The 20,345-nt window shown below is 71.3% G+C and carries 19 protein-coding genes and 1 tRNA gene; 6 read left to right on the forward strand and 14 right to left on the reverse strand.

The features are described 5' to 3' along the window. Positions 1 to 133 precede the first annotated feature (133 nt). Together IE108_RS04020 and IE108_RS04025 are read right to left on the reverse strand one after the other, a co-directional pair. Positions 134 to 207 (reverse strand) — tRNA-Met (locus IE108_RS04020). A gap of 74 nt (positions 208 to 281) precedes the next feature. Further along, a complete protein-coding gene (locus IE108_RS04025) occupies positions 282 to 3,221 on the reverse strand; it encodes a UPF0182 family membrane protein (RefSeq protein WP_229851632.1) in 2,940 nt (979 codons plus the stop codon). Between the two features lie 164 nt (positions 3,222 to 3,385). Here IE108_RS04025 and IE108_RS04030 point away from each other — a divergent pair, with 164 nt between their 5' ends. After that, on the forward strand, positions 3,386 to 3,928 hold the full coding sequence (locus IE108_RS04030) for a PPA1309 family protein (protein WP_064731958.1): 543 nt from the start codon (positions 3,386 to 3,388) through the stop codon (positions 3,926 to 3,928). Between the two features lie 21 nt (positions 3,929 to 3,949). Here IE108_RS04030 and IE108_RS04035 read toward each other — a convergent pair whose 3' ends face one another. From IE108_RS04035 to IE108_RS04050, 4 genes are all read right to left on the reverse strand, one after another. Continuing rightward, positions 3,950 to 5,044: a YlbL family protein gene (locus tag IE108_RS04035; protein WP_064729734.1), complete on the reverse strand. Its 1,095-nt coding sequence runs from the start codon at positions 5,042 to 5,044 to the stop codon at positions 3,950 to 3,952. A gap of 50 nt (positions 5,045 to 5,094) precedes the next feature. Next, on the reverse strand, positions 5,095 to 5,259 hold the full coding sequence (locus IE108_RS04040) for a hypothetical protein (protein ID WP_181849283.1): 165 nt from the start codon (positions 5,257 to 5,259) through the stop codon (positions 5,095 to 5,097). A gap of 148 nt (positions 5,260 to 5,407) precedes the next feature. Further along, positions 5,408 to 5,866 carry a molybdenum cofactor biosynthesis protein MoaE gene (locus tag IE108_RS04045; RefSeq protein ID WP_064729733.1) on the reverse strand — a complete coding sequence of 153 codons (459 nt, stop codon included), beginning with the start codon at positions 5,864 to 5,866 and terminating at the stop codon, positions 5,408 to 5,410. An 85-nt stretch (positions 5,867 to 5,951) separates the two neighbouring features. Next, the gene (locus IE108_RS04050; protein ID WP_064729732.1) at positions 5,952 to 7,073 is read right to left on the reverse strand and encodes an SDR family oxidoreductase; all 1,122 of its coding nucleotides are present in this window, start codon (positions 7,071 to 7,073) and stop codon (positions 5,952 to 5,954) included. 192 nt (positions 7,074 to 7,265) lie between these two features. Between IE108_RS04050 and IE108_RS04055 the strand changes: the two genes are divergently transcribed. Together IE108_RS04055 and IE108_RS04060 are read left to right on the forward strand one after the other, a co-directional pair. Then, positions 7,266 to 8,765, forward strand: coding sequence for a zinc-dependent metalloprotease (locus IE108_RS04055; protein WP_064729731.1), 1,500 nt, complete (start codon positions 7,266 to 7,268; stop codon positions 8,763 to 8,765). After that, positions 8,762 to 9,277, forward strand: coding sequence for an NUDIX hydrolase (locus IE108_RS04060; protein WP_064729730.1), 516 nt, complete (start codon positions 8,762 to 8,764; stop codon positions 9,275 to 9,277). The genes IE108_RS04055 and IE108_RS04060 overlap by 4 nt, the downstream gene beginning before the upstream one ends. A gap of 102 nt (positions 9,278 to 9,379) precedes the next feature. On the opposite strand, the gene IE108_RS04065 is transcribed toward IE108_RS04060, so the two are convergent. From IE108_RS04065 to IE108_RS04080, 4 genes are all read right to left on the reverse strand, one after another. Next, entirely contained in the window at positions 9,380 to 10,135 is a 756-nt protein-coding gene (locus IE108_RS04065) for an AIM24 family protein (protein ID WP_064729729.1), read from the reverse strand. Between the two features lie 15 nt (positions 10,136 to 10,150). Beyond that, a complete protein-coding gene (locus IE108_RS04070; protein WP_064729728.1) occupies positions 10,151 to 10,831 on the reverse strand; it encodes an AIM24 family protein in 681 nt (226 codons plus the stop codon). Positions 10,832 to 10,844: 13 nt separating this feature from the next. Continuing rightward, positions 10,845 to 12,545, reverse strand: a complete 1,701-nt coding sequence (locus tag IE108_RS04075) for a TerD family protein (RefSeq protein ID WP_064729727.1) — start codon at positions 12,543 to 12,545, stop codon at positions 10,845 to 10,847. A gap of 144 nt (positions 12,546 to 12,689) precedes the next feature. Then, a complete protein-coding gene (locus tag IE108_RS04080; protein WP_064729726.1) occupies positions 12,690 to 13,286 on the reverse strand; it encodes a M48 metallopeptidase family protein in 597 nt (198 codons plus the stop codon). A 298-nt stretch (positions 13,287 to 13,584) separates the two neighbouring features. Here IE108_RS04080 and IE108_RS04085 point away from each other — a divergent pair, with 298 nt between their 5' ends. Continuing rightward, a complete protein-coding gene (locus tag IE108_RS04085) occupies positions 13,585 to 14,799 on the forward strand; it encodes a TOMM precursor leader peptide-binding protein (protein ID WP_189397574.1) in 1,215 nt (404 codons plus the stop codon). Further along, the gene (locus IE108_RS04090) at positions 14,792 to 16,195 is read left to right on the forward strand and encodes an ABC1 kinase family protein (RefSeq protein ID WP_064731957.1); all 1,404 of its coding nucleotides are present in this window, start codon (positions 14,792 to 14,794) and stop codon (positions 16,193 to 16,195) included. Before IE108_RS04085 ends, IE108_RS04090 begins: the two co-directional genes overlap by 8 nt. A 110-nt stretch (positions 16,196 to 16,305) precedes the next feature. On the opposite strand, the gene IE108_RS04095 is transcribed toward IE108_RS04090, so the two are convergent. The 4 genes from IE108_RS04095 to IE108_RS04110 form a co-directional block, all read right to left on the reverse strand. Continuing rightward, complete coding sequence (locus IE108_RS04095; RefSeq protein WP_064729725.1) at positions 16,306 to 16,629, reverse strand: putative WhiB-interacting protein; 324 nt, start codon at positions 16,627 to 16,629, stop codon at positions 16,306 to 16,308. Further along, the gene (locus IE108_RS04100; RefSeq protein WP_064729724.1) at positions 16,626 to 16,994 is read right to left on the reverse strand and encodes a WhiB family transcriptional regulator; all 369 of its coding nucleotides are present in this window, start codon (positions 16,992 to 16,994) and stop codon (positions 16,626 to 16,628) included. Before IE108_RS04100 ends, IE108_RS04095 begins: the two co-directional genes overlap by 4 nt. A gap of 176 nt (positions 16,995 to 17,170) precedes the next feature. After that, positions 17,171 to 17,503, reverse strand: coding sequence for a hypothetical protein (locus IE108_RS04105; RefSeq protein ID WP_064729723.1), 333 nt, complete (start codon positions 17,501 to 17,503; stop codon positions 17,171 to 17,173). A 164-nt stretch (positions 17,504 to 17,667) separates the two neighbouring features. Next, positions 17,668 to 19,872 carry an ATP-dependent DNA helicase UvrD2 gene (locus tag IE108_RS04110; RefSeq protein ID WP_189397575.1) on the reverse strand — a complete coding sequence of 735 codons (2,205 nt, stop codon included), beginning with the start codon at positions 19,870 to 19,872 and terminating at the stop codon, positions 17,668 to 17,670. A gap of 186 nt (positions 19,873 to 20,058) precedes the next feature. On the opposite strand from IE108_RS04110, the gene IE108_RS04115 reads away from it, so the two are divergent. After that, entirely contained in the window at positions 20,059 to 20,316 is a 258-nt protein-coding gene (locus tag IE108_RS04115; protein WP_064729721.1) for a mycoredoxin, read from the forward strand. Positions 20,317 to 20,345: the final 29 nt, after the last annotated feature.

Here is a 20,345-nt window from a genome sequence, read left to right on the forward strand (position 1 = left end):
ACAGATCGGCCCAACTCCCCCTGGCGGCGCGGCCGTCGGCCTCACCGGCACATGCGTTCGCACACCAGAAAGGCCCGGATCCCTTTCGGAATCCGGGCCTTCGCGGTCATGCACCCTTGGCACATGATTTCAGTAGCGGGGACAGGATTTGAACCTGCGACCTCTGGGTTATGAGCCCAGCGAGCTACCGAGCTGCTCCACCCCGCGCCGTTGTGTGTACAACCCTAGCACGGCGCGGGATGGGCCTTGACCAGCTCGAACGCCGGTCGGTGGCGGCTCGGTCAGCCGCTCGGTGACGCGCTGGGACTCGCCTTGTCGTCCCCGTTCTCGTCCCCGGCGCCCTGGTCGGCGTTGGCCTGAGCGTCCTCCGCGCGCTGGAGCGCCTTCTCCAGGTCCTTCTGCGCCTCGGCGTACGCGGCCAGGTCCTTCTGCTCCAGGGCCTTCTGGCCGGCGTCGAAGGCCTCCTGCGCGTCATTGAGCGCTTCCCGGACGGTCGGGTTGGTGGACGCGGGCGGCTCCGTCGTGTCCCCGCCCGGGTCCTCGCCGGTGTCCGCCGGTGGTTCGGGCTCGGCCGCCTGCGCGCCGAAGACCTTGTTGAGGGCTTCGTCGAGCGTGTTCTCGAAGGCCGTGTTGCCGCCGTAACTCACCAGCACCTTGCGCAGCAGGGGGTACTTGAGGTCGCCACCGCGGACGTAGACCGGCTCGACGTACAGCAGTCCGCCGTCGAGCGGCACGGTCAGCAGGTTGCCGTACTCGACCTCCGAGTCGCCGCCTCTCAGCAGCCTGATGGACTCGGCGATGTCCTGTTCGGAGTTGAACTGGCTCTGTACCTGTTTGGGTCCGTCGACGGTGGTGCTGGTCGGCAGTTTCAGGATTCTGATCTTGCCGTAGTCGCTCGTCCCGGCCTCGGCGTCGACGGACATGAACGCGCTGAGATTGTCACGTCCGTTGGGCGTGAACGTCGTCGTCAGCGAGAACGCCTGCTGCTTCTGGTCGGGCATCTTCATGCTCAGGTAGTACGGCGGTACCGCGTCGCCCGACTTGTTGGTCGGGTCGTCCGGCACCTGCCACACCTCGCTGCCGCTGAGGAAGGTGTTGGCGTCCTTCACGTGGTAGCGGGTGAGCAGCTCGCGCTGGACCTTGAACAGGTCCTGGGGATAGCGCAGGTGCGCCATCAGCTCGCCGGAGATCTCGCTCTTGGCCTTCACCGTGTCGGGGAACGCCTTCATCCAGGTCTTCAGGACCGGGTCCTTGGTGTCCCACTGGTAGAGCTTGACGTCACCGGTGTACGCGTCGACGGTCGCCTTCACGGAGTTGCGGATGTAGTTGACCTGGTTCTGCTGGGCCACCACCGCGCGTGAGTTGTTGTTCGCCGTCAGCGAGTCGGCGGTCGTGTCGCCGAGCGTCGTGCGGGAGGCGTAGGGATAGCCGTTCGTCGTGGTGTACGCGTCGACGATCCACTGGATGCGGCCGTCCACCACCGCCGGGTAGGCGTCGCCGTCGATGGTCAGCCACGGGGCGACCGCCTCGACGCGCTCCTTGGGCGTGCGGTTGTAGAGGATCTTCGAACCCTCGCCGATCGCACCGGAGTAGAGGATCTGCGGCTCGCTGAACGCCGCGGCGTACGCCGCCCGGTTGATCGGGCTGGACAGGTCGACCCCGCCGTCGCCCTTGTAGCTGAAGGTCTTCTCCCCGGTGTCGTCGGAGTAGTCGATCTCCTTCTGGGGACCGCCGACAATCGAGTAGGTGGTGGTCTTCTCGCCGTAGTAGATCCGCTGCTCGTACTTCCCGAGGTCGCCCTCGGAGGGCAGGTCCGACTCGGTGAAGACCGGTCGGCCCTCGGAGTCGACCTGGGTCCCCTTGGCCGCGACCGCGCCGTAGCCGTGGGTGTAGCGGAAGTGGTTGTTGATCCAGTTCTTCTTCGGGATGCCGGCGAGGTTCAGCTCGCGCAGACCGATGACCGTGTCCTGGTCCTTGCCGTCCTTGGCGTAGCGGTCGACGTCCAGGTTGGTCGGGAACGCGTAGTAGTTACGCATCTGCTGGAGCTGCTGGAAGGTCGGCGAGATGATGTTCGGGTCCATGATCCGGATGGACGCGGCACCGTCCGCGTCGTCCCGGAGCTTGGTCTTGTCCTTGGTCTCGCTCCTGCCCGCGTACTCGGAGACCTCGGTCCCCTCGATCCCGTAGGCGTCGCGCGTGGCCGCCAGGTTCTTCTCGACGTACGGCGCTTCCTTGGCCTGCTCGTTCGGCTGGACCTGGAACTTCTGGACCAGTGCCGGGTACAGGCCGCCGATCAGGATGGCCGAGAGGACCATCAGGCCGAAGCCGATCACGGGCAGCTGCCAGGTGCGCCGCCACAGGGTGGCGAAGAACAGCAGGGCGCAGATCACCGCGATGCAGAACAGGATGGTCTTGGCCGGCAGGTAGGCGTTGGCGTCGACGTACCTGAGGCCGGTCCAGTTGTCGGTCGCCTTGAAGTCGCTGGACTTCACCGCGAGCCCGTACCGGTCGAGCCAGTAGGCGATCGCCTTGAGGGCGACGAAGACACCGAGGAGCACCGACAGGTGGCCGGTGGCGGCGGCCGTGGCACGCGCGCCCGGGCTGGTGACCCGCAGCCCGCCGTACAGATAGTGCGTGAGCGCGGCGGCGATCACCGAGATGATCACTGCCGCGAAGCCGAAGCCGAGCAGGAACCGGTACCACGGCAGGTCGAAGGCGTAGAAGGAGACGTCCAGCTTGAACTGGGGGTCCTTCTGGCCGAAGGGCACGCCGTTGACCCACATCAGCCAGGTCCGCCACTGGCCGGACGCCGAGGCGCCGGCGATCAGGCCGACCAGCGCGGTGATGCCGAGCAGCAGCCACTTCTTGTACGGGGCGATGCCCATCCGGTACCGGTCGAGGTTCTGCTGCTCCATCGACATGGCGCTGAGCGGCGGGCGCAGCCGGTGGGCCAGCCAGATGTTGAACCCGACGGCGAGCGCCATCAGCAGGCCGAAGACGAAGAAGAGCCCGATCTTGGTCCACAGGGTCGTCGTGAACACCGACGAGTAGTTGACCGACCGGTACCAGAGCCAGTCCGTCCAGAACCCGGCGAACATGGTGAACGCCATGAGGAGCACTGCGAGGACACCAAGTGTCAGCAGCAGGGTTCGGACACGCCGGGACGGGCGGCCCACTCTGATCCGCGGCCCCGTCGGGGGGCCTCCGCCGCGGTCCGGCATCTGGAAAGCCAAGGTGCGCACCTCGAAGTTCGCTGTTGATCCGTCAGGCCCTCGGGTTCGCGGGCCCCCCGTGCGCCCCCGTGATCGTGGGCCCACACTTATGCAACTTACTCATCGTTTACTCGGTTCCCGATTCGGGCCAGGAACGAGGCAGGATTGTGACCATGTCCAACACCCCCATGGCTGCGAGCCCCCTCACCCGGGCCGTACTCGAGATCGACGAGTACGTCTCCGGGCTCGGCTGGGACCAGCCCGCACGCCTCTTTGCACTTGTCGACACCGCCCGGCTGAGGACCGATCAGCCCTCGCTCGCCGACCGGCTCGGCCTTCCCGACGAGCCGGACACCTCCGGCCTGACACCGATCGAGCAGGACGAGGTTCCAACGGACCAGCCGCTCGACGAGTTCCTGGGCACCATCGCCTGGCCCGACGCGGTGGTGGGCTGCGCCCTCGCCGTGGAGCGTCTGATGCTGCCGCCGTCCGCCGAGGCGCAGGTCCCGGAGGGCCTGAACGAGGCGAAGCTGGCGCGGTGGGTGGCGGAGCACCCGGACCGCCAGGAGGTCCGCATGACGGTCGCGGTGCTGCGCGACGGCGCCCGCGACTCGGCCCTGCGGCTGCGCGAGAAGGACACCTCCACGGAGGTGCTCACCGGCTCCGACCTGGTGCCGGGCCTGGCCCAGGCGCTGACGGCGACCTTCGCGGAGTAGCGGCCCGCGACCGCCCCCCGGCTAACCCTTCGCGCACTCGGGGAGGTCGGAGGTCTTCCCGGAGCGGATGTCCCGCAGCGCGCCGAGGGCGTCGTCGATGGTGTCCACCTTCACGAGGGTGAGCCCGTCGGGGACGTCCGCGGCGGCGGTCGCGCAGTTGTCGGCGGGCGTCAGGAAGTACTGGGCGCCCTTGCCGCGCGCGCCGATCGTCTTCATGCTGATGCCGCCGATCGGGCCGACCTTGCCGCTGTCGTCGATCGTCCCGGTGCCGGCGACGAAGCTGCCGCCGGTGAGGTCGCCCGGGGTGAGCTTGTCGTAGATGCCGAGGGCGAACATCAGACCGGCGCTCGGGCCGCCGACGTCGGCCAGCTTGATGTCGATGGAGAACGGGAAGGTGTGGTCGGTTCCGGCCGAGATCCCGACGATGGCGCGCTGCTCGCCCTGGTCGTCGGAGGCCCGGGTGGTGATCGTGACCTTCTCCGTCTCGGTGGGCGTCCGGCGCTCCTTCTCCGCGTCGGCCTGCTCGTCGGCGGGCACGATCGTGAAGACGACGTCCTCGCCGGGCTTGTGCTTGGTCACCAGGTCGGCGACGTCGGAGGGCTTCTTGACCGTCGTCCCGTCCACCGCCTTGATCACGTCACCGGCGTGCAGCCTGCCCTGCGCCGGGGAGTCCTTGACCACCGTGGAGACGACCACCCAGGACTTCACCGGGACGTCCAGCGCCTTCAGGGCGGCGACCTTCGCGCTCTCCTGGGACTGGCTGAACTCCTCGGCGTTCTCCTGGGTGGCCTCTTCCTCGGTCTTGCCGTCCGGGTAGATCGTGTCGTGCGGCACCACGCTGTTGTCGTGCGCCAGCCAGCCGTAGACCGCCTCCACGAGGTTCATCTTGTACTCGGCGCTGGTGACGCGGACGGTGGTCATGTTGAGGTGACCGCTCGCCTCGTAGGTCTTGTGCCCGGAGATCTGGAGCACCGGCTCGCCGTCGTGGTCCCCGAGGGTGTTCACCGTCGGCCCCGGCGACATCTCCGAATAGGGCACGGGGATGAACACACCCGCGCACAGGAGCGCGATCAGCATCAGGGTGGAGGCGAGCATCGTCGCGGTGCGGCGTGGCATGGCACGACAGTACGGGACGAGGCTGTCGGAGCACCGTCAGGGCGGTCCGGTCAGGCGCCGGTGCGGGGCTTCTCCATCGCCTCGCGGAAGCGGGCGTACCCGTCCAGCTCGGGGCCGTCCCCGCGGGTCCGCCGGGTCCGGTTGGCCCAACTGCCCCACAGCCCGGCGCCGACGGCGGCCAAAAGCGGAATCAGCAACCAGGCAAGCGCTGCCATGCCCGACCTCCCAGCCCCATGAACGTCCGCAACTGACTGATCAGCAGATTAACCATCCGCAGTGACAACGCTCACGCCGGGGGGCGGGTTACGCAACCTGAGCCAAGAGAGGTGCCGGAGGTGCCGGGACGGGGGCGCCGGGCGCTCGTCAGCAGGCGCCCACCCACTCCTCGGTCCCGTCGGAGAACGTCTGGTGCTTCCAGATCGGCACCTCGTGCTTGAGGTCGTCGATCAGCTTCCGGCAGGCGTCGAAGGCCTCGCCCCGGTGCGGGCAGGAGACGGCGACGACGACGGCGAGGTCCCCGACCTCCAGATCCCCCACACGGTGGACGGCCGCGAGGGCCCGTACGGGGTACTCGGCGACGACCTTCTCGGCGACGCGGCGCATCTCCGCCTCGGCGCCGGGGTGGCAGGAGTAGCCGAGCCGGTCGACGTCGGTGCCGCCGTCGTGGTTGCGGACGGTGCCCACGAACAGCGCGGTGCCGCCGGCCGCGTCGTCGCCGACGGCCCGGAAGACCTCGTCGACGGACAGGGGGGTCTCGCGGACGCCGATCAGCTTGACGGGGTCCGCCGCGGCCCGCTCACCGGGGTGGTCGTTGGTTGCCATGCGCCCATCGTGCCGCACGCCGCGGACGGGCGGGAATAGCGTGATCGCCCGGCACGCGCGCGTACGCGGTTGGAGCGTCCTACAGTCAGATGCGGCGCCGGGCCTTGCGGGCCCGCCGCACCACCGCCGCCGCGCCCAGCAGCGCCACCGTCGCGCCCGCGGCTCCCGCGGCCGTCGCGTCCTTGCGGCCGAGGCGCCGGCCCGCGACCGTGTGCCGTCCGGAGACCTCCTCCAGCAGCTCGGAGAGGACCTCCTCATTGGTGTACTTCGGCCGCCACCCGGCGTCGTGCAGCCGGCTGCCGCTGACCACCCAGGGGTACATCGTGTACGCCAGGTCGCCGGCCGGGGAGGGCGTCAGTCCGATCCGGTGCAGCCGGGCCGCCGCGCCGAGCGCGACCGTGGACGGCAGCTCCATGCGCCGGATCCCGCTCAGCTCCTCGACCTCCTCCTGCTCCAGCCAGCCGTCGCACCCGACGGCCAGCTCGCCGTCGGCCTTCTCCAGGACGGCGTACTCCAGGGCGCTGCACAGGTCGTCGACGTGGCAGAACTGCCACGCGGGCCGCGACCCGGCGACGACGAGCAGCCGAGGCGACTCGAAATACCTGGTCAGCGCGGTGTCCATGCCTCCGACGAGCACGGCGGGCCGGACGACGGTCACGTTCAGTCCGGGGTGCGCCCGGGGCGCGCGCCGGGCGAGGCGTTCGATCTCCAGCAGGTCGCCGACGCCCGTGGCCTCGGCGGTGGCGCGCAGCTCGGCGTCCTCGGACAGCGGCAGCTCGTTGTCCGGGAGGGCGCCGTAGACCATCGCGGAGGTGCAGAGGACGACGCGGTGCACGCCGGCCGCCGCGGCGGCGGTCAGGACGGTCTGCGTCCCCCGGACGTTGTAAGCCGTCCGGGCGGCCGCGTCGGTCTCCAGGTCGAGGTCGAGCGCCAGGTGCACCACGACGTCCGCACCCCGCAGTTTCTCCGCGATGGCGGGGTCCCTCACGTCCAGGATCTGCCAGCGCGCCTCGTCACACGCGCCGCGCCGCTCGTCGATGGCCACGACCTGTCTGACCTCGTCGGACGCGGCCAGCCGCGCGGTGAGCAGCGCCCCGACGCCCGACGCGGCGCCGGTCACCGCGACCACGGGTCCGCGCGCGCCGGGGCGGGAGGAACTGGTTGACTGGTTTCGCGCTGCGCGAACCTGCGGATCTGGGGAACTCACCGGGCGTCTCCAGCGGTTGTCTTCAGTACGAGCGCGAGCGACGCGTGCGTACCAGGTGGCATCCATCCTGCCGCAGGCCGTCAGTCGGCGAAGCACCGAGGCCCGAACCGCCGCGGGTGTCTACGCTGGGTGGTGAAGTCGGGCAGCCGTGCCGCCGGAAAGAACCGGCGGCCCTACCAGCCGAGGAACCCCGTGAGTGACACCCCATTCGGATTCGGCCTTCCGCCGGAGGAGCCGGACGACGGCGACGAGGGCAAGAAGAAGGACCAGCAGAGCGGCGGTGGTCAGGGACCGGCCAACCCGTTCGGATTCGGGATGCCCGGAGCCGGTGGCCTGGGTGGCCCCGGTGCGGACAATCCGTTCGCTGCCATGTTCGGTTCCATGAACCCCAACGACCTGGGCGCCGCGTTCCAGCAGCTGGGCCAGATGCTCTCCTACGAGGGCGGCCCGGTGAACTGGGACATGGCCAAGCAGATCGCCCGCCAGACGGTCTCGCAGGGCACGCCGGACGGCCGCAAGGACGCCAGCGTCGGCCCCGCCGAGCGCACCGCGGTCCAGGAGGCCGTGCGCCTGGCCGACCTGTGGCTGGACGACGCGACCGCGCTCCCGTCGGGCTCGGGCACCGCGGTGGCCTGGAGCCGCGCGGAGTGGGTCGAGGCGACCCTGCCGGCCTGGCGCGAGCTGGTCGACCCGGTCGCCGAGCGCGTCGGCAACGCCATGGGGGACGTGCTGCCGGAGGAGATGCAGGCCATGGCGGGCCCGCTGATCGGCATGATGCGGTCCATGGGCGGCGCCATGTTCGGCACCCAGATCGGACAGGCCGTCGGCGTGCTCGCCGGCGAGGTCGTCGGCTCGACCGACGTGGGCCTGCCGCTCGGTCCGGCGGGCAAGGCCGCGCTGCTGCCGGCGAACATCGAGGCCTTCGGCCAGGACCTCGGCGTGCCGCAGGAGGAGGTGCGGCTCTACCTCGCCCTGCGCGAGGCCGCCCACCAGCGTCTCTTCGCGCACGTGCCGTGGCTGCGCTCGCACCTGTTCGGCGCCGTCGACGGCTACGCCCGGGGCATCAAGGTCGACACGGCCAAGCTGGAGGACGTGGTCGGCCAGTTCGACCCGCAGAACCCGGAGCAGCTGCAGGAGGCTCTCCAGCAGGGCATGTTCCAGCCCGAGGACACGCCGGAGCAGAAGGCGGCCCTGGCCCGGCTGGAGACGGCCCTTGCGCTGGTCGAGGGCTGGGTGGACGCGGTCGTGCACGCCGCCGCCAAGCCCCGGCTGTCCTCGGCCGACGCGCTGCGCGAGACCCTGCGGCGCCGTCGCGCCTCGGGCGGGCCGGCGGAGCAGACCTTCGCCACGCTGATCGGTCTGGAGCTGCGGCCGCGCCGGCTGCGGGACGCCTCCCGCCTGTGGGCCTCCCTGACCGACGCGCGCGGCGTCGACGGCCGGGACGGCCTGTGGGCCCACCCGGACATGCTGCCGACCGCCGACGACCTGAACGACCCGGACGGCTTCGTCCACCGCGAGCAGCTCGACTTCTCCGAGCTGGACAAGATGCTGGGCGAGGCGGCCGGCAAGCCCGACCTCAGGAAGAAGGACACGCCCGGCCAGGACGAGAGCGGCCGGGCGGAGCAGGACCCGGACGGCACCGACGGCGAGCCCGGAGGAAAGCCCGGGGACAAGGGCGACGGCACCGAGTGAGCCTCCACGACGACGCGGTCCTGGTCCTGAAGGAGCACCAGGGCCAGGACGAGCTGCGTCAGGTCTACCTGGACCATCTGGCCGCCCACCCGGACGGCCTGTGGAAGGCCTGCGGCGCCGGGCACGTCACGGCGAGCGCCCTGGTCGTCGACCCCTCGCGCGGGCGGGCGCTGCTGACCCTCCACAAGAAGCTGCGGATGTGGCTCCAGATGGGCGGCCACTGCGAGCCCGGTGACCGGACGCTGGCGCGGGCGGCCCTGCGCGAGGCCACCGAGGAGTCCGGCATCGACGGCCTGACCCTGGCGCCCGGGGGGCCGGTGCGGCTGGACCGGCACCACACGCCCTGCGCCTGGCACCTCGATGTCCAGTACGCGGCGGTGGCCCCGTCCGGGGCCGTGGAGGCGATCAGCGACGAGTCCCTCGACCTGCGCTGGTTCCCGTACGCGGAGGTCGCGGACGTCGCCGACGAGTCGGTGGTGCGCCTGCTGGAGGCGACGCTCGCCCGGGTCTGAGCCTGCGGAGCGTTCGGGAAGTGACCGCCGGGGGCGCCCCCCTTCGGAGCAGCCGTAAGGGGTGACCGCCTGGCGATCACCCCTTACCCGCGTGGTATGCGCTCAGCTCCAGACGTTGCCCTGGTTCTGTCCGCGCGCACCCTGCTGGCCCATGCCGTACTGGGCGGCTAGGCCCGAGCCGAGCTGGGCGTTCTGCGGCGGCAGCAGCTCGCTGGGCTGGACGAGCGCGAAGCCGCTGCCCATGAAGCTCAGCTCCCAGCCCTCGCCGGTGTTGCCGCGCCGCCGCCACACCCCGGAGGAGTGCGTCTGGGCCTGCATCTGCACCCGCAGACCGGTGGACCAGGCGACGATCGCGTCGGCGTCGCAGTTGACGTACTTGTCGGGAGTGACCTGCATGAACAGCGGCACGCCCGAGGTCATCAGGGCGACCTTGCCGCGGCCCGTGATGTTGAGCTGGTACTTCCCGGAGCCGGAGATGCCGTAGAGGCTGTCCACGGCGATGACCTCGTGGTGCAGGGACGAGTCCATCGCCAGCACGTAGCTGCTGTCGACGGTGAGTCCGTCCTGGTCCACGTCGACGACGTGGACGCACTGGGCGAGGTTGGCGAAGAAGACCGTCCCCTGCCCGTGGCAGCGCATCAGGTCAAGGCCCTCGCCGGTGTGCGCACGCGCGCGTGACTGGTTGTTGCTCTGGTACTCGGCGTCGAACTCGACGAGGCCCTGGTAGGCGACCATCGTGCCCTTGCGGGCCAGCACGTCGTCGTGGCCCGTGAGGGCGACACGCAGCATGTGCTTGTTCTGAAGGCTCCAGGCCTCCTGCGACTGCTGGTCGTTGTAGGCGAAAATCGGACTCTGCATGATGGTGGCTCCCCCTCAGCCCCGCGCCCGGAGGCGGTCGGTGCTGTCCTCGCTGGGCTGGACGACGACGATGCCCTGACCGGAGAAGGCCATCTGGAAGGCCTCGCCGCTCCCCCGGCCGATCAGCGACTGCGCCTTGAAGCTGCGCTTGCCCTTCACCTTGAGGTTCGGGGACCAGGCGACCAGTGCGTCCGGGTCGACGTACGTCTCGTCCTCGCCACCGCCGCAGTCGACGACGATCGGCTTGCCCCGCGAGGTGAGCGCGACCCAGCCCTGCCCGGAGATCCTGGTGTTCCACAGGCCCTGCCCGGCGAACTTCGCCAGGCCCTTCACCCGCTCCACGCCCCACGTCAGGTGGGCGTCGAAGGCGAGGAGGTTGGTGGCGTTGACGGAGATCCCGTCGCCGTTGAGGTTGATCACGACGACGTTGGCGCCGTAGTCGGCGAGGTAGAGGAGTCCGTCGCCGGAGCACTTCATGAGGGGCGCGCCCTCGCCGGTCATCCAGTCCTTGGCGATCTGGCGGACGGCCGGCGGATTGGGCTCGTACTGGACGAAGCCTTCGTAGGCCACCATCGAGCCCACGCGCGCGAGGAGGTCGTTTCCGGTCTGCATGGCGACCTTCAGCATGTGGTTGCCGTGGTTCTCCATGCGGGCGGTGACGGGTGCGGGGGCGTAGCCCGCGAGCGGCTGGTTCATCTCGGGCTCTCCCTCAGATCTCGTACGGCTGGACGACGACGAAGCTGCCGGGCGCGGCCCGGAACTGCAGATTGACGCTCTCGCCGGTGTCGCCCGCGTAAGAATTGCGGCGCATCCGCACCTGGCTGGAGACGACGACCTGGGCGGCGGCCGACCAGGCGACCACGGCGTTGCAGTCGGCGAACGTCGTGGGCGTGACCGGCAGCACCACGGGCACGCCGCGCGTCTTGACGACGATCGTGCCGGTGCCCTGGAACTGCATCGTGAACAGGGCGCCGCCCGGGATGCCGTGACCCTCGATGCGGCGGACCTCGTACTGGAGGCTCTCGTCGAAGGCGAGGACGTTCTCCGCGGAGACGCACACGGCGTCGCCCTGGAGCTCGATGGGGTGGAGCATCGCGGAGTTGTCCGCGAGGAACACCTGACCCTTGCCGGTGCAGCGCATGAGCTGCATCTCCTGGCCGGTCGCGTTGCCGACCACCCGCCCGGCGAATCCGGCGCCCTTGTAGCTGAAGTCGACCTTGCCCTGGTAGAGCACCATGCTGCCCTGCCGCGCCAGCACCGGCTGGCCCTCGGCGCCGAGGTCGACGCGGACCAGCTTCTTGTTCTGCTGCGTCCAGCGCGGTCCGGTCGCGGTCTCGCGGAACTGCTGGAGCGCCGCGGTCAGGCCGGCGCCCTGGGGTACGCCGGCGGGCATGGCCTGGGGTGCGCCCTGGGGGGTCTGACCGTAGCCAGGGGGCGGGGTGGGCTGGCCGTACCCAGGGGGCGGGGTGGGCTGGCCGTAGCCGGGCGGCGGGGGCGGCGTCTGGGGTGGTACGTGGGGTGCCTGGGGCTGGCCGTAGCCGGGGGGCAGAGGGGCCGTCTGACCGGGGGCCTGGCCGTGCGGCGGCTGCTGCTGGTCGGGCCGGCCGTAGGGCGCGGGCGCCGGGGCCGGTGGCGGCACCGGCGAGCCGCCGGGCGGCGTGTGCACGGGCGCGACGATGGTCTGCGCGGCGTGCACGTCGGGGGCGGGAGCCTGCGGCGGGGTGGCGGCGGGCGGCGCGAAGCCCTGCGGCGCCGGCTGCGCCGGGGCGGGCGCCGGCGCGGCGGGGACGCCGAAGGCCGGCGGGGCCGCGGCCTGCGCGGGCGGCGCGAACCCGGGGGCGGCACCTGCCTGCGGCTGCTGCTGCGGTTCGGGGGCCTCCTCCTCGGCGACCTCGCCGCCGAAGTTGCGCAGCAGCGCGTCGAGCCCGCCGTCGAAGCCCTGACCGACGGCCGCGAACCGCCACACGTCCTTCAGGTAGAAGTCGCCCAGCATCACCGCGCGCTCGGTGGAGAACTCTGAGCCGCTGAACGGGTACCGGGCCACCTCCTCGCCGCCCGCCACGATCCGGAGGTAACCGGGACCCACCTGGGACATCTGTCCCGCGCCGTCGATCGTCGCGGTGAAGGACAGCTTCTGGATCCCCTGCGGGATCCTGTCGAGGGTGACCCGGAAGGACTCCGTGTCTCCCGCCTGCGCACCCAGGAGCTGGATGGACTCCTCGGGGGTCTTCGGCTGGTTGAAGAACACGAAGTACCGGTCGTCCGACAACCGCTCCTCGGCGTCGAGGCCGAAGCAGCTGATGTCGAAGCTCAGACCGGGGCCGGAGATCTGCACGCCTACGTACAGATCCGTGCCCGCGGTGAGGTCACTGATCCTGGCCTTGTGGCCGCGTTGGAATTCCCTGGCCATGCGTTTCGACCGTCCCCCATCCGAATGCGAGTGCGTCGCGACAGGCTAACGGCAAAGGCCGACGGCGGAGGATGTCGGTACAGACCCGGTACGAAACGCGTGCGCGCCCGTGCCGGACGCCCCGGACGGGTGCGAGGGGGTCGGCTACTCGTCGCGGGCGCCGGGTACGTGCGGCAGTCGCTCCGCGGCGACCACGCCCTCCAGGTAGCCCCGCGCCCGCTCGGTCCGCGGATAGGCGTCGAGCAGCCGCCAGAAGCGGGGCCCGTGCCCGGGGACGAGCAGATGGGCCAGTTCGTGGAGCAGGACGTAGTCGACGACGTACTCCGGCATGCCCTGGAGGCGGTGCGACAGCCGGATGCTTCCCTCGGACGGGGTGCAGGAGCCCCAGCGGGTGTTCTGGTTGGTCACCCAGCGGACGGTGGCCGGCCGGGCCCGCCCCTCGAAGTACTGGCCCGACAGCCGCCGCGCGCGCTCGGCCAGCTCGGCGTCGCCCAGGACCCGCTTGCTCTCCTGCGCCGCCAGCTTGTCCAGCATCACGCTCACCCAGCGTTGCTCCTCCGCCTCCGACATCCGGGCGGGGATCAGCACCACGGTGCGATCGCCCTCGCGGTACGCGGAGACCGTCCGGCGGCGCCGGGCACTCCTGCGGACCTCGATCGCGCTCGCCCCCGGGCCGTTCGGCGGCGGATTCGCGGGCGTGCGCGTGGACGCCCCGGCGCGGTTCAGTGGGTCGGCGGACACGCCACGACGTTACCCGCTGCACACGGGGAAGTCCCGGCTCCGGGACGGTTCCGTGCCGATCCGCCGCCGCTGCTTCGAGGGGACTGCGTTGGACGGCTGACTTGTACGCAGAGATGGACGGCAGATTCGTACGACGAATACCCACCGCCTGTGGACAACTTTCGACGCCTCGTCGCACGGCCGGGCATTCTGGCACTCGTCGGCGGGTCCACGGCCGGCCACGGGCCCCGCTGCCGGCGACCGACCACCGCCGGACCGCCGGGGACGTGCCGCACTCGAAGATCACGGGGGATCAGGAATGCATCCGATGGTGAAGCCCGCGCTCCGTCGCGGCTGGCGCGATCTGAACACGGTGCAGTTCGGGATGACACCCGCCCACGCACTGACGCTGGCCCCGGTGGACACGGCGACGGGCAGCTTCCTCGAACTGCTCAACGGCACCAGGGGAGCCGCGCTCCTGCGTGAGGAGGGGCACCGCATGGATCTGCCCGAGGGGCATGTCGACCGGGTGGTGGAGCGGCTGGCGCGGGCCGGGCTGCTCGACGACTCCCGAGGCGGCGGACCCGCCGCCGACGCCCTGCGGCAGCGGAAGGAGGTCCTCGACCGGCTCCGCCCCGACCTGGCCTCGCTCTCCCTGACCACCTCCGAACCGGGGGACGCGATCAGACACCTGGCCGCCCGCGGCGCCCTGCGGGTGAGTGTGCGGGGTGCGGGGCGGGTGGGCGCGGCGGTCGCCGGGCTGTTGTCGGGGGCGGGTGTCGGCGACGTCGACGTCCGCGACGGGGGACACGTCGAGCCGTGGGACGTCGCCCCCGGCGGGCTGCCCGCGGAGTCCGTCGGCGACCGGCGGGACGAGTCCGCCCGCCGGCTGGTGCGCCGGGCCGCTCCCGGCCGCCGGCCACGGCGTGGCGCGTCGGCGCGGGCCGAGGGAGACGGCCCCGGCTTCTCCCTGGTGATCGTCACCTCCCGCGACGACGTCGCGGTGCACGCCCCCGATCCCGCGGCGGCCGAGCCGTTGATGGCCTCCGGCACGCCCCACCTGTATGCCGGGGTGGTGGAGGGGACGGGCGTCGTCGGCCCCCTGGTCCTGCCCGGCGAGACGGGGTGCGCGGGCTGTCTGCACGCGGAGCGCGCCGACCGGGATCCGGCCTGGCCCCGCCTGGTGGCCCAGTGGCGCTCGGGCCGCCGGCAGGAGGTGCGGCCCTGCGACCTCACTCTCGCGGCGACCGTCGCCGGTCTGGCGGCGGCCCACGCCCTCTCCTTCCTGGACGGCGCAGGCCCGACGAGTACGGGCGCCCGCTGGGAGGTGTCGCTGCCGGGTCTGGCCTGGCGGTCCCGTCCGGTTGTGGCCCATCCCGAGTGCCCGTGCGGGGCCGCGGGGAAGGGTAAGGAGGAACACATCGCCGAGGACGGGGAGTGGCGCGCGACAATGGCGGGGCAAGGGCCGTCAGCAGGAGAACGCCGTGAGGCGGAACCCGCTCGGCCGGCAGGGACTTGGAGGGCTCATGTCTGATCTTCCCCGCAAGGCGGTCACCCGGACCGCCAAGCTCGCCGCGCTCCCGCTCGGCTTCGCCGGGCGGGCGACCTGGGGGCTCGGCAAGCGGATCGTGGGCGAGTCGGCGGAGCTCGTCGGCCAGCAGTTGCAGCAGCGGACCGCGGAGCAGCTGTTCAAGGTGCTGGGCGAGCTCAAGGGCGGCGCGATGAAGTTCGGGCAGGCACTGTCCGTCTTCGAGTCGGCGCTGCCCGAGGAGGTCGCCGGACCGTACCGGGCCGCGCTGACCAAGCTCCAGGAGGCCGCCCCGCCGATGCCGACGCGCACCGTGCACGGGGTGCTCGCGGAGCGGCTCGGGGAGGACTGGAAGGACCTGTTCCTGGAATTCGAGGACAAGCCCGCCGCGGCCGCCTCGATCGGCCAGGTGCACCGGGGCGTGTGGCACGACGGCCGCGAGGTGGCCGTCAAGGTGCAGTACCCGGGTGCCGGCGAGGCCCTGCTGTCGGACCTCAACCAGCTCAGCCGCTTCGCCCGGCTGCTCGGCCCGCTGGTCCCCGGCATGGACGTCAAGCCGCTGATCGCGGAGCTGAAGGACCGCGTCTCGGAGGAGCTGGACTACGACCTGGAGGCGCAGGCCCAGCGGATCCACGCCGAGGAGTTCGCGGAGGACCCGGACATCCTGGTGCCGGACGTCGTCCACCAGTGCGACCAGGTGCTGATCACCGAGTGGATCGACGGCATCCCGCTCTCGGAGATCATCTCGGACGGCACGCAGGAGCAGCGGGACCGCGCCGGCCAGCTGCTGGCCCACTTCCTCTTCTCCGGCCCGGCGCGCACCGGGCTCCTGCACGCCGACCCGCACCCGGGCAACTTCCGGCTGCTGCCGGGCGGCCCGGAGGGCGAGGACGACTGGCGTCTGGGCGTCCTGGACTTCGGCACCGTCGACCGGCTGCCGGGCGGTCTGCCCGAGCCCATCGGCGAGGCGCTGCGGATGACGCTCGACGGTGAGGCGGACGCCGTCTACGAGATGCTCCGCACGGAGGGCTTCGTCAGGGAGTCGATAGAGCTGGACCCCGACGCCGTTCTCGACTACCTGCTGCCGATCATCGAGCCGGCCCGGGCCGACGAGTTCACCTTCACCCGAAGCTGGATGCGGAGCCAGGCGGCCCGCATCGGCGACCCCCGCTCCCCCGCCTACCAGCTGGCCAAGCAGCTGAATCTGCCGCCGTCCTACCTCCTGATCCACCGTGTGACCTTGAGCACGATCGGCGTGCTGTGTCAGCTGGGAGCCACCGTCCGGCTGCGTGACGAGCTGGCCGACTGGCTGGTGGGCTTCGCGGCCGAGGAGGAGACGGACGAAGGGGTAGCCGCGGCCGGCGAGGACGCGTACGAGGAGGACGAAGCGGCGGAGGCTTGACGCCCCCGGCGCCGAACGGCCCGTGGGGGCCGGCCCGTTCGGACGGACCGGCCCCCACGGGCAGAGCTTCCTCTCCCCCGAGGGGGAGAGCACCGCTTCAGGTGTGTCTGCTACTGCATGACCGCCATGGCCAGCGCACGCCGGGCGCGCATCGAGGCGCGCTCCGCCCTGCGCTGCATCCGGCGAGCGGTCGCCAGGCGCATCGCCCGGCGCTCCTGCTCTGCCTCGATCAGGCGGTCGTGCATATGCGCACGTGCCAGGGCTTCTGGGATGAGTTGCATTTCGCGGGTCCTGTTCTGGCGCGAGTCCTTCGCGCCGGTGGTGGTGAAGTCTTCAGGCGCGGAGCCTGCGAGGTCGTGGGGGGACGGCTTCATCGGGGCCTGCTTCTGGGGGTCGTACGTGAGGGGGCGGTCGATCGTTCCGGTGATGTTCATGCCGAAACCGGGTTCTTGCGCGGGCGGCCGCGCGGCCGCTTCCGGGCGACGACGACACCCTGGACGAACAGCTCGCCGCCCCAGACGCCCCAGGGCTCACGCCGCTCCTTGGCTCCGGCGAGGCAGGCCTCGACCAGCGGGCAGGTGCGGCAGAGGGACTTGGCGTACTCGACGTCCGCCGGCGACTCGGCGAAGAAGACCTCGGGGTCGTAGGAGCGGCAGGGGACGGGTACGCCGAGGTTCTCGATGGCGTCGTCGAGCGCGGTGAGCGCGGTGAGCGGGGTCAAGGTGGAGTCCTCCGTGGAACAGGGCTTGGGGATCGTGTCGGAAGGCGGTACGGACGGGGCGTGCGCTTCGAGTTGCACGGGGTGGTCTTCCTCGTCTGGTCGTTCCGGCCGGTTGGCCGGGTGGCGGCTTGGTACCGGGTTCTTTTCTTGTCCCGAGGCTCCTTCTTGCTGTCGTCCCCGTTCGAGGACAAACAGAAGGGCCGCGGATCCCGGGTGGGGTTCCGCGGCCCTGAAGGCGCCGGCCTGATCGACGATCAGGCTGGATCACTCCAGGGTTCTGGCCCACGGAAGGCCCACATCAGGTGGTGCTGCGTCGTCTGCTTCCGGAATCCGGCACCGGTCGCGGTAAAGGCATAGGCCTGCGCCTGTGCCGTTACAGCTGCTTCCAGTGCCTTGGTCGGTCGCTCATTGCGCTCGCGGACGGGAAGGCCCGCGGGGGCAACGGAGAGGGCGGCCGGACGGGCGGCACGAATGCCGGACAGACCGGTGCCCGAGTCGGAGGCGCCGAGGATGCACAGGGAGACGGCCGAGCGATCGGTCATTTTGGCGGTGAAGCCGGCGTTGAAGCTGGTGTTGATGCTGATCACTGGACTCGCCTCCTCTCGGCGTCTAGGGGGACTGGGATGAACCAGTCCGTGGATATGCAAGTACAACACGGAGTCAGGGCCTTCGGGAAGGCCACTGTTCCCGTGACCAAGAACCTATGGGGATTCCCGGGGCATGCGCAAACTATTTTCTCGACGAGTTTGCGTCAGTCGTCGTCCTCCAGCCCCACTCCCTCTTGACCTGCGCAGATGGCCAGGACGTCGACTCCGTAGCGGTTGAGCTTGCGCGCTCCGACCCCGGGGATCCTCGCCAGCTCACGCTCGTCCTCCGGTACGGACTCGGCGATCGCCATCAGTGTCTTGTCGGTGAAGACGCAGAAGGCGGGCTGGCCGCTGCGGCCCGCCTGGACCTCCCGCCACTCACGCAGCCGCTCGTAGACGCCCTCGTCCATGTCGGACGGGCAGTCCTCGCAGCGCATCAGCTTCATCTCGCCGGCACCGGTGAGGGTGCGTCCGCAGACCCGGCAGCGCGCCGGTGTGCGCGGGGTGCGCCTCGGGACGGCGGACGCCACGGCGCCGCTTCCCCGCCCGCGCTCGACGCCGCCTGCGCCGCCGCCGGCCGCCGCCTGGCCGCCCGCGGTGCCCGAGCCGGGCCGGAGCCCCTTGAGGAAGCGGCTGGGCCTTCGGCTGGGCCTGCCGCCGGGTGAGCGGGAGAGCGCCCAGGAGAGGTGCAGACGCTCCCGGGCGCGGGTGACGCCGACGTAGAGGAGGCGGCGCTCCTCCTCGATCTGCTCGTCGGTCTTTGCGTAGGTGATCGGCATCATGCCCTCGGCGACGCCCACCAGGAAGACGACGTCCCACTCCAGGCCCTTGGCCGAGTGCAGGGAGGCGAGGGTGACGCCCTGGACCGTGGGGGCGTGCTGGGCGCCCGCCCGCTCGTCCAGCTCGGCCACGAGGTCGCTCAGCGTGACGCCCGCCCGGGCGGCGGAGAAGTCCTGGGCCAGTGCGACGAGGGCGGCCAGCGACTCCCAGCGCTCGCGGACGGCACCCGACCCGGCCGGGGGCGCGGGGGTCCAGCCCTCCCCGGAGAGCACGGCGCGCACCTGCGAGGGCAGGTCGACGGCGTCGTCGAGGAGGGAGTCGTTGCCGCCGAAGCGGGCCGCGGCCCGCAGGGCGCTGTTGGCCTTGCGCACCTCGGGACGGTCGAAGAAGCGCTCCGCGCCCCGCAGCTGGTACGGGACGCCGGCGTCGGCGAGGGCCTGCTCGTAGGTCTCCGACTGGGAGTTGGTGCGGAACAGGATCGCGATCTCGGAGGCGGGGACGCCCGCGTCCAGGAGTTCGCGGATGCGGCGCGCGGCGCCCTCGGCCTCGGCCGGTTCGTCCGTGTACTCGGCGTAGGCGGGGTCGGGGCCCGCGGGGCGCTGGGAGACGAGTTCCAGCCGGTGGTCGGCGGCGCGGCCGCGGGCCTGGGCGAGCAGTCCGTTGGCCAGGTGGACGACCTGGGGGGTGGAGCGGTAGTCGCGGACGAGTTTGACGACGGTGGCGCCCGGGTGGCGGCCGCGGAAGTCAAGGAGATGGTCGGGCGTTGCTCCCGTGAACGAATAGATCGTCTGGCTGGCGTCGCCGACCACGCACAGGTCGTCGCGGTCGCCGAGCCACAGCTCCAGCAGGCGCTGCTGGAGCGGGCTGACGTCCTGGTACTCGTCGACCACGAAGTGCTGGTACTGGGCGCGGACCTGTTCGGCGACGTCCTGGCGGTCCTGGAGGACGGCCACCGTCAGCAGCAGCACGTCCTCGAAGTCGATCACACCGCGGGAGCGCTTGAGGTCCTCGTACGCGGCGTAGAGCTGGGCGATCTCCGCGGGGTCGCGGGGTGCCTCACGGCCGGCCCTGGCCGCGGCGAGGGCGTAGTCGGCGGGGACGGTCTGGGTCACCTTGGACCACTCGATCTCCGCGGTGGTGTCCCGCAGCTCGCCCCGGTCCAGGCGGATGCGGCAGGCGGCGGCCGCGTCGGCGACGAGCTGGACCTTGCGGTCGACCAGCCTGGGCAGGGAGCCGCCGATCGCCTTCGGCCAGAAGTACTGGAGCTGGCGCAGCGCCGCCGAGTGGAAGGTGCGGGCCTGGACGCCGGACGCCCCGAGCTGGCGCAGCCTGCCCCGCATCTCCCCCGCGGCACGGTTGGTGAAGGTGACGGCGAGGACGCTGGTGGGCTGGAGGATCCCGGCGCGCACCCCGTAGGCGATGCGGTGGGTGATGGCCCGGGTCTTGCCCGTGCCGGCACCCGCCAGCACGCACACCGGTCCGCGCAGGGCGGTCGCCACCTCGCGCTGCTCGGGGTCGAGCCCGTCGAGCACCGCGTCGGCCGAGTCCGGTACCTGCGGGAAGAGGGTGGAGTGCGTTGCTGCTGTCACACCGCCATGCTGCCAGGTCTCGCGAGACGGCCGAGTCGGTTGTCCACAGGCACGCTCTGATTGTCGTACCGATACGGGTGTGAGGTCACCGGTGGGGCGGGAATGGTGGCGCCGCCGTGGACGTTCCCCTCCTGCGACCTCATCCCGAGCCGCCGGACCCCGAGTCGCCGAAGGAGCGCGAGAGACATGCCGGGCACTGTGACGATGTACAGCACCACGTGGTGCGGCTACTGCCGCCGGCTGAAGAGCCAGATGGACCGCGAGGGCATCCCGTACACCGAGATCAACATCGAGCACGACCCGGACTCCGCGGCGTTCGTGGAGAAGGCGAACGGCGGGAACCAGACGGTCCCCACGGTTCAGGTGGTCCCCGCGGGCGGTGGCACCGAGGTCGTCATGACGAACCCGAGCCTCGCCCAGGTGAAGCAGGCGCTCGGCGCCTGAGCCGTCGACCGGCCTCGACACGCAGCCCC

This window comes from Streptomyces parvulus, assembly GCF_014648855.1.
Classification (GTDB): Bacteria; Actinomycetota; Actinomycetes; order Streptomycetales; family Streptomycetaceae; genus Streptomyces; species Streptomyces parvulus.

Bases quoted from the DNA above. Each gene is read 5' to 3' on its own strand.
- IE108_RS04025 (WP_229851632.1), bottom strand. From the start codon at position 3,221: ATGCCGGACCGCGGCGGAGGCCCCCCGACGGGGCCGCGGATCAGAGTG.
- IE108_RS04030 (WP_064731958.1), top strand. From the start codon at position 3,386: ATGTCCAACACCCCCATGGCTGCGAGCCCCCTCACCCGGGCCGTACTC.
- IE108_RS04035 (WP_064729734.1), bottom strand. From the start codon at position 5,044: ATGCCACGCCGCACCGCGACGATGCTCGCCTCCACCCTGATGCTGATC.
- IE108_RS04040 (WP_181849283.1), bottom strand. From the start codon at position 5,259: ATGGCAGCGCTTGCCTGGTTGCTGATTCCGCTTTTGGCCGCCGTCGGC.
- IE108_RS04045 (WP_064729733.1), bottom strand. From the start codon at position 5,866: ATGGCAACCAACGACCACCCCGGTGAGCGGGCCGCGGCGGACCCCGTC.
- IE108_RS04065 (WP_064729729.1), bottom strand. From the start codon at position 10,135: ATGCAGAGTCCGATTTTCGCCTACAACGACCAGCAGTCGCAGGAGGCC.
- IE108_RS04070 (WP_064729728.1), bottom strand. From the start codon at position 10,831: ATGAACCAGCCGCTCGCGGGCTACGCCCCCGCACCCGTCACCGCCCGC.
- IE108_RS04075 (WP_064729727.1), bottom strand. From the start codon at position 12,545: ATGGCCAGGGAATTCCAACGCGGCCACAAGGCCAGGATCAGTGACCTC.
- IE108_RS04085 (WP_189397574.1), top strand. From the start codon at position 13,585: ATGCATCCGATGGTGAAGCCCGCGCTCCGTCGCGGCTGGCGCGATCTG.
- IE108_RS04090 (WP_064731957.1), top strand. From the start codon at position 14,792: ATGTCTGATCTTCCCCGCAAGGCGGTCACCCGGACCGCCAAGCTCGCC.
- IE108_RS04095 (WP_064729725.1), bottom strand. From the start codon at position 16,629: ATGAACATCACCGGAACGATCGACCGCCCCCTCACGTACGACCCCCAG.
- IE108_RS04115 (WP_064729721.1), top strand. From the start codon at position 20,059: ATGCCGGGCACTGTGACGATGTACAGCACCACGTGGTGCGGCTACTGC.